8 protein-coding genes are annotated in these 14,489 nt (G+C 71.6%); 2 read left to right on the top strand and 6 right to left on the bottom strand.

The features are described from left to right. Positions 1–106: 106 nt before the first annotated feature. On the bottom strand, positions 107–1,447 hold the full coding sequence (locus tag ACFP1K_RS35850; RefSeq protein WP_380761930.1) for an extracellular catalytic domain type 1 short-chain-length polyhydroxyalkanoate depolymerase: 1,341 nt from the start codon (positions 1,445–1,447) through the stop codon (positions 107–109). Positions 1,448–1,555: 108 nt separating this feature from the next. Beyond that, entirely contained in the window at positions 1,556–2,674 is a 1,119-nt protein-coding gene (locus tag ACFP1K_RS35845) for a cellulose binding domain-containing protein (RefSeq protein WP_380761928.1), read from the bottom strand. Between the two features lie 649 nt (positions 2,675–3,323). Between ACFP1K_RS35845 and ACFP1K_RS35840 the strand changes: the two genes are divergently transcribed. Continuing rightward, positions 3,324–4,796, top strand: a complete 1,473-nt coding sequence (locus ACFP1K_RS35840) for an endo-1,4-beta-xylanase (RefSeq protein ID WP_380761926.1) — start codon at positions 3,324–3,326, stop codon at positions 4,794–4,796. A 76-nt stretch (positions 4,797–4,872) separates the two neighbouring features. Here the strand turns inward: ACFP1K_RS35840 and ACFP1K_RS35835 are convergent, their stop codons facing one another. Beyond that, on the bottom strand, positions 4,873–5,160 hold the full coding sequence (locus ACFP1K_RS35835; protein ID WP_380761924.1) for a Fe-S cluster assembly protein HesB: 288 nt from the start codon (positions 5,158–5,160) through the stop codon (positions 4,873–4,875). 193 nt (positions 5,161–5,353) lie between these two features. Here ACFP1K_RS35835 and ACFP1K_RS35830 point away from each other — a divergent pair, with 193 nt between their 5' ends. Further along, entirely contained in the window at positions 5,354–6,301 is a 948-nt protein-coding gene (locus tag ACFP1K_RS35830) for an endonuclease/exonuclease/phosphatase family protein (RefSeq protein WP_380761922.1), read from the top strand. Between the two features lie 43 nt (positions 6,302–6,344). Here the strand turns inward: ACFP1K_RS35830 and ACFP1K_RS35825 are convergent, their stop codons facing one another. The 3 genes from ACFP1K_RS35825 to pulA form a co-directional block, all read right to left on the bottom strand. Further along, a complete protein-coding gene (locus tag ACFP1K_RS35825) occupies positions 6,345–6,713 on the bottom strand; it encodes a group I truncated hemoglobin (RefSeq protein ID WP_380761920.1) in 369 nt (122 codons plus the stop codon). Positions 6,714–6,923: 210 nt separating this feature from the next. Beyond that, complete coding sequence (locus tag ACFP1K_RS35820) at positions 6,924–8,660, bottom strand: carbohydrate-binding module family 20 domain-containing protein (RefSeq protein WP_380761918.1); 1,737 nt, start codon at positions 8,658–8,660, stop codon at positions 6,924–6,926. Between the two features lie 94 nt (positions 8,661–8,754). Continuing rightward, positions 8,755–14,310 carry a pullulanase-type alpha-1,6-glucosidase gene (gene pulA / locus ACFP1K_RS35815; RefSeq protein ID WP_380761916.1) on the bottom strand — a complete coding sequence of 1,852 codons (5,556 nt, stop codon included), beginning with the start codon at positions 14,308–14,310 and terminating at the stop codon, positions 8,755–8,757. Between the last annotated feature and the right edge of the window lie 179 nt (positions 14,311–14,489).

Below are 14,489 nucleotides of genomic sequence, written 5' to 3'. Positions count from 1 at the left end.
GTCGGCCGCGCCCCCACGGCACGAGAGGGCGCGGCCTCGCCCCGCCGGCCGCGGGAACCCTGGAGGGGGGTCCCCGTGGCGGCGGGCCTGGGTCAGGCGCGGTCCGTCAGGAGACGGTGCAGGCGGCTCCGTTGAGGGTGAAGGCGGTGGGTTCGGCGGCGTTGCCGGTGTGGTTGGCCTGGAACCCGATGGAGGTGGACGCGCCGGGGGCCAGCGAGCCGTTGTAGCTGACGTTGGTCGCCGTGACCTGGCCGCTGGTGGGCGTGTACGTGGCGTTCCATCCGGAGGTGATGGTCTGCCCGCCCGGGAGGGTGAAGACCAGCGACCAGCCGTTGACGGCGGAGGAACCGGTGTTGGTGATGGTGATGCTCTCCGTCAGCCCGGTGTTCCACGCGTTGATTTCGTCGGTGACGCGGCAGGTGCCCGTTCCACCGGTGGGTGTCGGGGTGGGTGTCGGAGTCGGCGTGGGTGTCGGGGTGGGTGTCGGCGTGGGGGTGGGAGTCGGTGTCGGGGTGGGTGTCGGGGTGGGAGTCGGTGTCGGGGTGGGGGTCGGGGTGGGGGTCGGCGTGGGTGTCGGGGTCGTGTCGAGCCCGAGGAAGGAGATCGCGTAACTCAGCTGGCCGCTCATCGGCAGCTGGTGCCCGACGCCGCTGATGCTGATGCCCTCGATGGTGGCCTGGGTCCCCGTGCTGCCGTACCGGGTCCGGGTCCAGCTGGACTGGGGGCGGTCGGTGAACGCCGGGGTCTGGCTCAGGCCGTGCAGGTTGGTCCACTGCTTGATCTCCTCCCCGTAGTTCGGGTAGGCCAGCGTGGTGTCCGTGGTGCCGTGCCACAACTGCATGCGCGGATAGCGGCCGGTGTACCCCGCGTACATGGCCCGTGCCTGGTCGCCCCACTGCTGCGCGGTCTTGATGAGCTGCCCGCCGGAGCACTGGCTGTTCCACAGGGACCCGTTCGTGGTGGCGAAGCACCCGGCGGGCACACCGGAGAAGGCCGAGCCGGCCGAGAACACGTCGGGATACTGGGCGGCGAGCACGTTGGTCATCATCGCGCCGGAGGAGAAGCCGCTGACCACGATGCGGCCCGGGTCGACGTTGTAGCGCTGCCGGGCGTAGCTGACCATCGACATGATGCCGGTCGAGTCGCTGCCGCCGTTCCGCCTGAGCCCCGCCGCCGTGGACACGTCGAAGCAGCGGCCCTCACGGGTGGCCTCGGGGAGCACGATGATGTACCCGTAGCGGTCGGCCGCGGTGACGTAGTCGTGGCCGTTGCCGTTGAAGATGGCGCTTGCCGTGCCGCTGCAGTAGTGGACGAGGAGGAGCAGCGCCGGCCGTGCCGCGACCCTGTCCGGCACGTAGATGTACATGTTCAGGTTCGTCGGGTTGGTACCGAAGCCGGTCACCCGGGTCAGCGAGGCGGCTTCAGCGGACCGGACCGCCAGCAGCATGCTCGCGACCACAAAAGGCAAGGCGGCCGCCGCAAGAACGGCTCTGAGTCTTCGATTCACGGCGTGTCCTTTCGTTCGGAGGTTGGCCGGGACGCCGTAAGGAGCCGGTCAGCTCGCGGTGCAGGTCGCCACCGGCACGCTGTTGGTCCCGTTCGCGTTGCCGAGGAACCCGAACTGCGTGCTCGACCCGGCGCCGAGCGAGCCGTTGTAGTCGACGTTGCGGGCGGTGACCTGCGATCCGCTCGCGCTGATCGTGGTGCTCCATGCCTGGGTGACCGTCTGGCCGTTGGCGAACTGCCAGGTGACCGTCCAGGAGGAGATGGCCGAACCACCGGCCGTGACGGTGACCGCGGCCTGGAACCCGCCCGGCCACTGCCCCGTCAGCGAGTACACGGCCGAGCACGACTTGCCGCCCGCCGTCGGTGTCGGTGTCGGCGTGGGTGTCGGCGTGGGTGTCGGCGTGGGGGTGGGTGTCGGCGTCGGGGTGGGTGTCGGGGTGGGGGTCGGCGTAGGCGTCGGGGTGGGGCCCTGGCCGATGCTGCCGGGGACCGACTGGAGCGCCGCGTACCAGGCGGCGGCCATCTTGTCGTAGCCGCCGGAGGTGGGGTGGACGCCGTCGATCAGGTCGGCGGTGGTCAGCTTGCTGTGCATGTCGACCAGATGGACGTGCTTGCCGTTGGCGACCTTGCTCTGCACGATGCCGGGGACGGCCGCGTTGAAGTTGCGGGCGGACGCCTCCTGGCCGGAGTTCGACAGCGGGATGATGGTCGCGACGAAGACCTCGGCGTTCGGCGCCCCCGTGGTGATGCGGTCGATCAGCGTGGACAGCCGCTGGGGCGCGGAGGAGACGTTGTAGTTCTGCAGGATGTCGTTGGTGCCGATGTGCAGCAGCACCGTGCGGGGGGTGTAGGTGCGGAGCCAGCCGGCGATGTTGGCGTCGATCTGGTCGATCCGCCACCCGGGATGTCCCTCGTGGTCGTGGTCGCCCAGACCGCCCGGTCCGTTGAACTGCGATCCGACGAAGTCCACCGTGTAGCGGCCGGCGGCCAGGCGCTGCCACAGGCCGATGCGGTATCCGCCCGGCACCTGGGTGCCCTCGGTGATCGAGTCGCCCAGCGGCATCACCCGCACCCCGCCGTTGGACTCGGCGCCGGCGACACCTGTGCCCGCCACCGCCACGACCACGGCCAGGAGCGCCGCGGCCGACCATCGTCTCCACGTACGCATGCTCATCCCTTCCCGGGCGTCGGCGGGCAGGTCCTGCCGACAATCTCTGTGCGCGTTAACATTTGGCATTTTCAATTTCGTCGACGATTGCCGCGGAGACGATGGACGTCGCGGCCGGACTCCGATCGCCGAGCACGGCGCTCGCTGTTAGCGTTAACATTCGAGGCTCGATCACGTCTCCTGCCGATGAACCGGAAGGTGGTGGTGGGGCGGAGCAAATACGAGGGGGAAAGGCGCAGTCAAGGGGCCGGGCCGTGGCGCACCGGCGCACGGGAGGGCCGGGTCCGGCTCGTCCGGTGTTGCCGGGAAGGCTCGCACCTGATCAGCAGGGGTGACAGGAGGAAGATCGCAGCGACCGGCGTTCCGGTCGAGGCGATGGATCGGGTCGAAAATTTCATAGCGTGGATAAGCCATTCGGGCAAGTACGAGGCGGGTCCGGGCGGCCTCGGTCGCCGAAAGTTTCTTAACTCTATTGACACATTTCGTCGGCCTTCCCACACTGTGCTCCAGGCGTCTTCCCCTGCCGGGTGGGACGAGGTGGGAGCCGCCGCAGGCGACGCCTTTGTGGTGTGCGTTCCCGTCGCCGGGGCGCGGCGTCGATCACGCGAGCTGCCGTCCCCGCCCACCCAGCTTCAGTGGAGGCTCAGCCATGAGCGCGAACGCCATGCCCCCGCCCGGGACCCGAAGGCTTCTCGGCGGCCCCCGCCGGGCCCTCGTCGCCGGCGCCCTCGCGGCGCTCGGTGCCGTCACGGCGCTGACGGTGCCGTACTCCGCGGATGCGGCGGAGAGCACGCTCGGTGCGGCGGCCGCGCAGAGCGGCCGGTACTTCGGCACCGCCATCAGCGCCGGCAAACTCGGCGACTCGGCGTACACCACGATCGCGAACCGCGAGTTCGACATGGTGACGCCCGAGAACGAGATGAAGCTCGACGCCACCGAGCCCGCCCGGGGGCAGTTCACCTTCACCAACGCTGACCGGATCCACAGCTGGGCCGTGCAGAACGGCAAACGGGTCCGCGGCCACACCCTGGTCTGGCACGCCGCGCAGCCCGGATGGCTGCAGTCGCTGTCGGGCAGTGCGCTGCGTCAGGCGATGATCGACCACATCACCGGCGTGATGGACCACTACAAGGGCACCATCTACGCCTGGGACGTGGTCAACGAGGCCTTCGCCGACAGCGGCGGCGGGCGGCGCGACTCCAACTTCCAGCGCACCGGCGACGACTGGATCGAGGCCGCGTTCCGCGCCGCGCGCGCCGCCGACCCCGCCGCCAAGCTCTGCTACAACGACTACAACATCGACAACTGGACCGCGGCGAAGACGCAGGGCGTCTACACCATGGTCCGAGACTTCAAGTCGCGCGGCGTGCCGATCGACTGCGTGGGCCTGCAGGCGCACTTCAACAGCGGAAGCCCCTACAACAGCAACTTCCGCACCACCATCTCCAGCTTCGCCGCCCTCGGCGTCGACGTCCAGATCACCGAACTGGACATCCAACTTGCCCCCGCCCAGACCTATGCCGCCGTCGTCAACGACTGCCTGGCCGTCGCCCGGTGCACCGGCATCACCGTCTGGGGCGTGCGCGACCAGGACTCCTGGCGGTCGAGCGACACCCCGCTGCTGTTCAGCGGCAGCAACAAGAAGCCCGCCTACGACGCGGTGCTGAACGCGCTCAACGCCGCCGGCCCGAGCCCGACCGTCACCCCCACGGTGACCCCGACGGTCACACCCACGGTGACGCCCACGCCGGGAACCACGTTCCGGCTGCGCAACGACGCGGCCGGCCGGTGTGTGGAATCGCCGAACGGCGCCACCGCCAACGGCACGCGGTTGCGGATCTACGACTGCCGCACCAGCCCCAGCCAGAGGTTCACCTACACCTCCGGCAAGCAGCTTCGGCTCCTCGGCAAGTGCGTGGACTCACCGACCGGCGCGGGCCCCGGCACCCGCGTGCAGCTCTACGACTGCCACACAGGCGACAACCAGCGATGGAACCGCAACTCCGACGGCACCGTCACCAGCGTGGCCAACAACCTGTGCCTCGGCGTCACCGGCACCGGCAACGGCTCCGGCGTGATCGTCGCCACCTGCGACGGCCGGCCCGCCCAGAGGTGGACCTAGACTGCAGGCCCGCCCAGAGGTGGACCCAGGACGGCCGGTGCGGCGTGACCCGCCGCACCGGTACCGGTCCACCGGCTCAGGTGGCCTGGTTCTCCACGTGGAAGGAGACGCCGCCCTGGTCGTCGACGTCGGCGTCGAGGGCCTTGTCCTCGAGGACGCTCGCGGCGATCGGGTCCAGGTAGACCCGGGCCCCGCCGCTCTCCACCACCTTGTCGGTGTTCTGCGGCCCCTCGGCGACCGACAACATCAGCGAGCCCGCGTCGTCCTCCTGCGACGAGATGCGGATGCCCCTCTCGCCCGGCTCGCCGGTCTGGGCGTTGAGGTCACGGATCACCTGTGCGGCGGTGTCAGTCAGCGTGAGCATTGCGTCTCCTCGCTGTGCATCGGTTCGTCCCGTTAGTGCCGCCCTAGCCCGCTCTGCCGACAGCTAAACCCCAGTTGGGACCGATCCACGCTAAAAACGGGGAAAGCTAGGACGATCGGCATCTTGTGCTGAATAGTGGGGGATCAGCGGGCCGGTGATGTCTGCCCGCGCCACACAGGGGTTGGGAGTGGCCATGGTCGTCGTCGGCACATGGAACCTGGAGAATCTGTACCGCCCGGGGGGCGAGTTCGGGCCGGACAGCGAGGAGGCCTACCGGGCCAAGCTCGCCGCGATGGCCGAGACCATCAACGGCTTCGCCCCGGACGCGCTCGGCGTCCAGGAGGTCGGCCAGCCCGAGGCCCTCGGCGACCTGGTGAAGGAGCTGGGCGGCGACTGGCACACGGTGCTGTCGGGTCATCCCGACACCCGCGGCATCCGCGTCGGGGTGATCAGCCGGGTCCCGGTCACCGCGCAGGCGGACGTCACGGCGTTCACCGCGCCGCTGGCCGCCGTGCAGACCACGGACGCCGGCCCGCTGACCGGCCAGACCAGCCGCGGCATGCTGGCCGCCCGGATCGAGCCGAGCCCCGGCGTCACCCTGGACCTCGTCGTGGTGCACCTGAAGTCCAAGCTGCTCAGCTTCCCCGGCGGGCGGTTCCAGCCGCGCGACGAGGGGGAGCGGGCCCGGTTCGGCGCCTACGCCCTGTACCGGCGGGCGGCCGAGGCCACCACGCTGCGCGGCGTGGCCGACCGGCTCATCGCCGGGCAGGGGCAGCAGCGGCCGGTGGTCGTGGTCGGCGACTTCAACGACGAGCCCCAGGCCGCGACCACGCAGATCGTGCTCGGCCCGCCCGGGTCCGAGCTCGGCACGGCGGGCGCGTTCCGGCCCGACCGGGGCGACGCGTGGCGGCTGTGGAACCTCGCCGCGCTGCTTCCCGAGGGGGAGGGGTTCTCCCGGGTGCATCAGGGCAAGGGCGAGCTGATCGACCACATCATGGTGAGCCGCGCGCTGCTGGAACGGGTCGACGAGATGCGTTCCCTGGTCGGGCACGGCCTCCCGTCGGTCACCGGTGACCCCGGCGCCCGCAAGAACGCCGCCGACTCCGACCACGCGCCACTGTTCGCCCGCCTCCGGCTCTGACGCGGGACTCCCCGCGAGGGCCCGCGGGATCCGGTGTGCGGGTTCAGGCCGCGGCCTGGTCCCCGGTGATCTGATCCTTGAGCGGCGCCAGCGCGCCCGCGATGGTGACGATCGTCTCGTCGGGCACCCCGAGGTGGGCGAGCGCGCCCGCCAGGTGGGTGACCACGGTGTCGAAGTCGTCCGGCGTGATGCCGAGTCCCGCGTGCGCCTCGTCCATGCTCCGGCCGCGGTACTCCTGCGGGCCGCCCAGGGCGGCGGCGACGAAGCTGCGCTGGTGGGCCTTCAGCTTGATCACGTCGGTCCCGGCGAAGTACCCCGCCAGGGTGGGGTCGGCGAGCACGCGGGAGTAGAACTCGTCGACCACGGCGGAGACCGCCGTCGCGCCGCCGACCTGATCGAAGATGGACGTCATCCCCGCTCGCCTCCCGACTCCCGCTGATGATTTCTGTCAGGAGGATCACACAAGGGCGTTTCAGCGTCATGTCGGGGCGGAAATTCGCCGTGACCGGTGCCTCACCCGGTCGACACGCCCGTAACGACGCGGGGCCGCGCCGACGCGGGGCCGCGCCCGTGGCGGGCGCGGCCCCGGTGCCGGACGTCGCCGGCCGGTCGCCGTCCCCGGTCAGCGCCAGGTGTCGTTCCTGGTCGCGGTGCCGGAGGCGGGGGTGGTGAACGAGCGGTTCGGGTCGCTCTCCCAGGTGACCGAGCCGTCGGGGTTCTTCTTGATGTACTTGTACTGGATCGCCATGCCGGGCGGCAGGCCGGTGGTCCCGCGCCAGATCGGGTAGGTCGCCGACGACAGCGGCACCGCCGCCGCCGGGCTCCACGAGCCGAGCTCGGGGACGTTGCCGACCACGAACACGTTCTGGCCCCAGACGGTGGTGGCGTCCACGTTGAACGACGTGGAGACGGACCCCGGCGGGGTGCCGCCGGTGCGGATGGCGACCGCGCCCTTGGCCGGGACGGTCACCGTGGCCGTGCCGCCGGAGCCGACCGTCACCGAGCCGGAGCCGAGCAGGTTGGCGTACGTCCCGGCGGGCAGCCCGGTGGGGAACGACCCGGTGTGCGCGCCGCCGCCGTTGTTGATCGCCACCCAGCCCGCGGAGCCCCGGCTGAACCCGATGACGTTGGAGTTCGGCGCGCTCCAGTTGGCCACCGCGGTGCCGCGCACCGCGTTGCGGAAGCCCACCATGGCGTTGACCGCGCCGTCCCGGTGCAGGCAGGTCCACCCGGACGAGCAGTTCGCGGCGGTCACGTAGCCGTTGCCGTCCGAGGGCGGCGAGGAGTCGTTGTCGGTGAAGGTGAAGCCGTCGTAGATCTGCGGCGCGCCGTGCGGCCAGGCCAGCTGGAAGACGTTGGCCAGCGTGTAGGTCGCGCCGTTCTTGTAGGTGAGGGTGGAGCCGTTGCGCTCGGTGTCGTGGTTGGTGACGAAGGTCACCGCCTTGGCGCTCGGCTGCATGCCGCCCCAGCTCGCCCCGAAGGTCTGCAGGTCGGAGATCGCGCCCTCGAACTTCTGCTTGAGGTAGCGGCCGTACTGGAAGTCCATCACGTCGGCCAGGCCGGTGTACTGGCTCGGCTGGACGGCCTCCCCGGCGCCGTAGATGACCTCCTGGAAGATGTACGGCGAGCCGTTCAGCCGCCCGTAGATCGACGAGAGGTCGGCCGGGCTCATGTGCTTCACCGCGTCGACGCGGAAGCCGTCCACGCCGAGGCTGGTCAGGTCGTTGAGGTAGGCGGCGATCCGGGAGCGCACGTACTCGGCGCCGGTGTCCAGGTCGGCCAGCCCGACCAGCTCGCAGCGCTGCACGTTGTTCGCGCTGCCGGCGTAGTCGCCGTCGTGGATGAGGTTGTCGGAGTTGCCGCAGGCGCCCGGGTGGTAGTGGAAGTCGGCCCCCGAGTACGTCCCGGGATAGTTGTACTTGGTGAAGCTCCGGCCGCCGTACGACGTGGCCCCCTGGCCGGTCATGTGGTTGATCACCGCGTCGGCGTACACCTTGACCCCGGCGGCGTGGCAGGCCTGCACCATCGAGGCGAACTGCGTCCGGTTGCCGAGCCGTCCGGCGATGTCGTAGGCGGCGGGCTGGTACAGCTCCCACCAGGAGTGGGTGCCGGACCGCTTCAGGGAGTCCTGCGGCGGGGACACCTGCACGCCGCCGTACCCGGCCGGGCCGAGCACGTTGGCGCACTCGGCGGCCACCGACGGCCAGTTCCAGGAGAAGAGGTTGGCGATCACGTCCTTGTCCCCGGGCGGCGCGGCGTGCGCGGGGGCCGCCAGGGGGACGGTGAGCAGCGCCAGCAGGCACGCGAGCAGCACGCCGGCGGCGGTCAGGGGGTGGGGGCGGGATTTGTAGGATCTCACGTGGGGGGCCTCCAGGCTTGATGGATGGGTTCCCCGCCGGGCCGGGTGCTGCAACACCCGGCCCGGCGTCCCTCCCGGCGGGAGGGCGTGTCCGCTAGCCGCGCACGAACACCGCCACCGTCCGGGCCGGGACGGTGATCGCGCCGGTCGCGGGGTCGAACGCCGACTGCTTGACGACCGGGTCGGCCCCGGCCGCCTGCGCCGGGTGCAGCACCGCCGCGGCGCCGCGCAGCGCGGGCACGGCCGCCGTGCGCTGCCCCGGGGTCGCGTTGAACACCACGGTGATCGACTTCCACCGGGGGTCGGCGCCCGCGGTGTCCAGGTGCATGGCGATCACACCCGGGTCGCCGGTCTGCTCGGGGAAGCTCAGGCGCCGCTGCACCTCGGCCGCCGAGCCGAGCCCGAAGGCCGGCGAGGACGACCTGATCCGCAGCAGCTCGCCGAACTGCTTCCTGGCCGCGCCGATCGCCGCGCAGTCCGGCTTGAGCGCCGGGTCGGCGAGCAGCGGCCGGGCGTACTGCCACTTGGGCTCGTTGTCCCCGGCCGGGGGCAGGCCGCCGCCGAAGCCGTTGCCCGTCGCGCAGTCCCACAGCAGCCGGTTGAACCAGTCGCCGGAGTCGAAGGAGTTGCGGTCCAGCGACTTGGAGCGCAGCCGCTCGCTCCCCGCGTGCAGGAACGCGGTGCCCTGCGACAGCACGGCCGCGGCCAGCGACAGCGACTGCATGCGTACCCGGTCGGCCATCGGCGTGGCCTGCGGCAGCTTGTAGGCCAGGGCGTCGAACAGCGTCTCGTTGTCGTGCGCGTCGACGTACGTCACCGCCTCGCCGGGCGCGGCGGTGTAACCGGCGGGGGAGCCGTTGTAGTCGACCTGCGCGCCGGTCACCTCCTGCCCGGTGGAGCCGGTGAAGCGGTAGTCCTTCAGGTTGCCGCTCAGCCCGACCTTGATGAGGTCCTCGTAGTGCCGGAGCCGGTCGCGCTGCTGGTCGGCCGTGCCGTTGGCGGGGGAGCCGTTGGGGGCGCCCGCCAGGCCGGAGCCGAAGCCCTGGATCCTCGGGTCGCCGTCGAACGGCCCGCCGCCGCGCACCGCGTCGCGCAGCCGGTCGTTGAAGGTGCCGATGCCGGTGCCCGCCATGTTCGCCTGGGTCGCCTGCGGGAACCGCGCGCCGTTCGCCACCTCGCCGAAGTTCCAGCCCTCGCCGTACAGGACGATCGCCTTGCCGTCCACGCCGTCCTTGGCGAGGGTGAGCTTGTCCAGCGCGGCCCGCACGGCCACCATGTTGGCCTTCGGGTGGTGGCCCATCAGGTCGAACCTGAAGCCGTCCACCTTGTACTCCCTGGCCCAGGTGACCACCGAGTCGACCACGAGCCTGCCCATCATGGCGTGCTCGGGCGCGGTGTTGGCGCAGCAGGTGGACGTGGCGAGCGTGCCGTCCTCCAGCAGCCGGTGGTAGTAGCCGGGCACGATGCGGTCCAGCACCGACTTCGGGTCCTGCCCGGCGGCGTAGGTGTGGTTGTAGACGACGTCCATCACCACCCGCAGCCCGGCGCCGTTCAGCCCGGCGACCATCTCGCGGAACTCGCCGATCCGCCGCGTCCCGTCGGGGTCGGACGCGTAGGAACCCTCGGGCACGGTGTAGTGCACCGGGTCGTAGCCCCAGTTGAACGAGTCCTTGGCGGCCGTGCGCGCCAGGCACGCCTGCTGCTGCTCGGAGTCGGCGGGCATCGCGGCCAGGTCGCAGTCCGGCTCGGTGCGGTCGGCGCGGCGCTCGGGCACGCTGCCGATGTCGAACGCCGGGAGCAGGTGCACGTGCGTCAGGCCGTCGGCGGCCAGCGCCCGCAGCTCCCGCATCCCGGCCGAGTCGCCGGTGAACGCCGCGTACGTGCCGCGTCGCGCCGCGGGGACGGTGGTGTCGGAGGCGGAGAAGTCCCGCACGTGCAGCTCGTACACCGACGCCCGGCCCTGGGGGACGGCGGGCGGCTTGCGCAGCGACGACCACCCGCCGGGGCGCAGCGCGCCGTCGGACAGGTCGGCCAGCTGGCTGCGCGCCGAGTCCGCCGCCAGCGACAGGCCGTACGGGTCGGTCACCTCGTTGACGACCACCCCGCCCGCCGCCGGGGCGTACACGCTGACCAGGAACGTGTAGTACCGGTTCTTCCACGACGGCTCGCCGCGCACCGACCACACGCCGGTCGCGTCGTCGCGTCGCATCTCGTGCACGGTGCGGGCGCCGCCTCTCGGGTCGCGGTACAGCGCCAGCTCCACCTTGCGGGCCGTCGGCGCCCACACCGACACCCGCGGCGCCCCGCCGGACCACACCGGGCCGAGGGCCGCCGTGGCCGCCCCCGCGTACAGGTCGTCCAGCACGCCGGGGATCTGCACCCCGGTCGCGGTGAGCAGCGCGCCCGCCGCGTTGCGCTCCAGCGCGACCACCTGGCCGCGCCGCGCAGCGTCCCGGGCCAGGGCGGCGTCCCGGGGGTCGACGGTGAACGCCGTGTAGGCGGCGAGGTGCGGCCACCTGGCCTTCTGCGCGTCGGTGAGTGCGCCGCCCGCCCGCAGGCGGATCAGGCGGACGTCCCCGGTCAGGTCGCCGTCCTCGTACGCGATGTCGCCCTTGGCGGAGAACGCCAGCGCGTACACCGACGAGGTGGACGGCTCGCGGTCCCAGGCGACCGTGTTCCGGTCGATCCAGTGGGCCCTGGCCTTGGCCAGGTCGGCGTCCGCGCCGCGCGCCGGGGGTTGCGGCAGCAGATGACCCGGGGTGGCCGCGAGCAGCCACACCTCGTTGCCGGTGGACGCCAGGTCGAGCGACTGGTCGTCCGGCAGGTCCTTCTCGTCGCCCCTGTGGATGATGTAGCTCAGGCTCGTCGCCCCCTCGGCGAGCGGCACCCGGAAGTACACCCCGAATCGGTCCGTCCCCGCCGGTTGGAGCGGTGCCGCCCACTCGGTGGGGTTCGCCGCGCCGCTCCACACATGCAGTCCCCAGCCGTCGTAGTTCCCGTCCTGGCGGCGGTAATGCAGGACGGCGACCTTCTCCGCGGCGGCGCGGGTCGGATGGACGGTGGCGTCGCCCGAGTTCACGTACGCCTCGGGGCGGGCCGCCGGGACGAACGACTGGTCCGGGCCGGGGTCCTTGGCGTCACCCTTGTGCACGATGTAGTTCAGCGGGACGCCGGGGTCCTTCAGCGGGACCCGCCAGAACGCGCCGTAGGAGTCGGTGCCGTCCGGCACGCGGGGCGTCGCCCACTCGGTGCCGGCGCCGTCCGCGACGGCGTCGCCCCACAGGTGCAGTCCCCAGCCGTCGTACTGGCCGTCCGGGCGGTGGTAGTGGACCGTCGCGTAGCCCTGCGCGGCGGCCTGGGAGGCGAAGGTGCCGGGCTTGCCCTCGGACAGCCACACCTCGCCGTTCCTGGCCGGGTCGACCAGGCGGTCCCCGCCGTCCTTCTCGTCGCCCCGGTGGGCGATGATCCCGACGCTCGCCGCGCCCGGCTTCAGCCTGATCCAGGCGAACCGGCCGTAGGCGTCCTCGCCGTTCAGCGGCAGCGGGGCGTCCCACGTGGTGGGCTGCTCGACGTCGCCCCACACGTGCAGGCCCCAGCCGTCGTAGCCGGCGCGCTTGTAGTGCACCACCAGCCAGTCCCGGGTGACCGCGCCCGGCTCCTGCGGGTCGGGCGGGGCGCCCACCGTGGCGCCCGCCGACGCGGAGGCGAACCGGCCCGCCGAGTCCTTCACCACCGCCTTGTAGGTGACCTGGGTGCCCGGGGCCAGGCCGGTGAGGTCGTGGTACACCCGGAACAGGCGCTGCCCGTCCACGTTGGTGGGGGCGTCGTCGGTGCCGAGCACCTTCCAGGGCCCGTCGCCGGTCTTCGCGGCGAACGTCACCTGGTCGAATCCTGTGCCCGGCACGGTCGCGCCGACGGGGATCCGCCCGTCGGCGGGCGGGGTGAGCTCGGCGCCCGGGAGGATCACCGAGACGGCCGGGCCGGCGGCCGGGGCGGCCAGTGGGGCCGCGGCGCGGTAGACCACGGCCGACAGCGGCGGCACGGTCAGCCGCAGGGCCCGGCCGGCCCCAGAGGTGGCCGACGCCGCGCCCTCGCCGTACACCTTGGTGAAGGCCATGCCCGCCGAGTACGTGGGCACGTCCGCGGTCGCCGCGGTCTCGGCGTTGTTGACCGCGACGACGTACTCGACCCGCTGCTTCGCGCCGATCCTGGAGAAGGCGTACAGGCCGCCCTCGGCCAGGCGCTCCACCTGGGCGCCGTCGGCCAGCGCCGGGTGCGCGTCCCGCAGCGCGGCGAGCGTCTTGACGCCCTGGTAGATGGGGTGCGCGGGCACGTAGTTGTCCTGCGCGTGCGTGGCGGCCGTGCCGATGAGGTCGTCGGTGAGGTAGCTCGGGGTGCGGGAGGCGAACATCGTCTGCCGGGCGTCCTTGTCGCCGCCCTTGCCGGTGAAGCCCTGCTCGTCGCCGTAGTAGATCACCGGCTGCCCGCGGGTGAGGTACATCAGCTCGTGCGCCAGCAGGTCCCGCCGCAGCAGCTCGGCTTCCGGCGCGCCCGGGTTGTCCTGCGTGACGAACCTGCCGATGCGTCCCATGTCGTGGTTGCCGAGGAACGTCGGCAGGGACTGCGCGCCCGCGTCCGCCTTGGTGTGACGGTCGTCGCCCGCGTACAGCTGCGCCAGCCGCGCCGCGCCCGCCGTGCCGCCGCTGTACGACCGCGCGGCCTCCTGGAAGGGGAAGTCCAGCGTCGCGTCCAGCCCGCCGCGGGTGGAGTAGCGGCTGGTCACGGCCGGGTCGCCCGAGTAGACCTCGCCGAACATGAAGAACCGGTCGTTGCCGAGCCTGGCCGCGTAGCCGTCCAGCGCCGGGGCGAACCGCTGCCAGAACCTCATGTCGACGTGCTTGGCGGTGTCGATCCTGAACCCGTCGATCCCGGTGTCCCGCACCCACGTCCTGTAGATGTCGATCATGCCCCGGACGACCTCGGGCCGTTCCGTCCACAGATCGTCCAGCCCCGAGAAGTCCCCGTACTCGTCGTTCTCCCCGCCGCTGAACGACGAGTCCCCGCGGTTGTGGTACATCGTCGGGTCGTTCAGCCACCCCGGCGTCTTGACCCCCTTGGGCGCCACCGGCGTGTAGGGGAAGGAGTCCAGGTCGACCTTCGGGAAGTCGTCCTCACCCGCGTAGTCGCTGTCGTCGAACGGCCGCCCCTGCGTGTCGACGTACGGATAAGCGGCCTTCGTCCGATAGGAGTACGTCTTCTCCGCGTAATCCACCACGTCGGCGGTGTGGTTGGTGATGATGTCGAAAAAGACCTTCATCCCCCGCCGGTGCGCCTCCCGCACCAGCCGCTTCATGTCCGCGTTGGTCCCGAGATGCGGATCGATCGACGTGAAGTCCGTGATCCAGTACCCGTGATACCCCGCCGACGCGTCGCTCCCGCTGCCCTGCACCGCCCGATTCTTGAACGACGGCGTGAGCCAGATCGCGGTACTCCCCATCCCCTTGACGTAGTCCAGCCTGGAGATCAGCCCTTCCAGATCCCCACCCTGATAAAACCCTTTGTCCGCGGGATCGAACCCATTGACCAGCCGATCCCCCCCAAGCCCACCCCGATCATTGCCCGCCACCCCATTGGCGAACCGATCCGTCATAACAAAATAAAACCGCTCCCGAGCAAGATCCCCCCGAGGCGCGTCCCGCGCCAACTCCCCATCCCCCACCCCCGCCCCCCGCGAAATACGACTCTGGAGGCCCCGTGGTCCGGCCGCCGTGCTCATGGTCCGTCAAGAGGTCGCGTGCGCGAGGGGGGCGGGGGCTGGCGGCCCTGGTG

Source organism: Sphaerisporangium aureirubrum (assembly GCF_042658925.1).
GTDB lineage: Bacteria > Actinomycetota > Actinomycetes > Streptosporangiales > Streptosporangiaceae > Sphaerisporangium > Sphaerisporangium aureirubrum.
The sequence above is the reverse complement of the archived record's forward strand: the minus strand, read 5'-3'. Positions and strand labels throughout refer to the sequence as shown.

Excerpts from the sequence above, each read along its gene's own strand:
- ACFP1K_RS35825 (WP_380761920.1), bottom strand. The coding sequence starts at position 6,713 with ATGACGTCCATCTTCGATCAGGTCGGCGGCGCGACGGCGGTCTCCGCC.
- ACFP1K_RS35830 (WP_380761922.1), top strand. The coding sequence starts at position 5,354 with ATGGTCGTCGTCGGCACATGGAACCTGGAGAATCTGTACCGCCCGGGG.
- ACFP1K_RS35845 (WP_380761928.1), bottom strand. The coding sequence starts at position 2,674 with ATGCGTACGTGGAGACGATGGTCGGCCGCGGCGCTCCTGGCCGTGGTC.
- ACFP1K_RS35840 (WP_380761926.1), top strand. The coding sequence starts at position 3,324 with ATGAGCGCGAACGCCATGCCCCCGCCCGGGACCCGAAGGCTTCTCGGC.
- ACFP1K_RS35850 (WP_380761930.1), bottom strand. The coding sequence starts at position 1,447 with ATGCTGCTGGCGGTCCGGTCCGCTGAAGCCGCCTCGCTGACCCGGGTG.
- ACFP1K_RS35835 (WP_380761924.1), bottom strand. The coding sequence starts at position 5,160 with ATGCTCACGCTGACTGACACCGCCGCACAGGTGATCCGTGACCTCAAC.
- pulA (WP_380761916.1), bottom strand. The coding sequence starts at position 14,310 with ATGACGGATCGGTTCGCCAATGGGGTGGCGGGCAATGATCGGGGTGGG.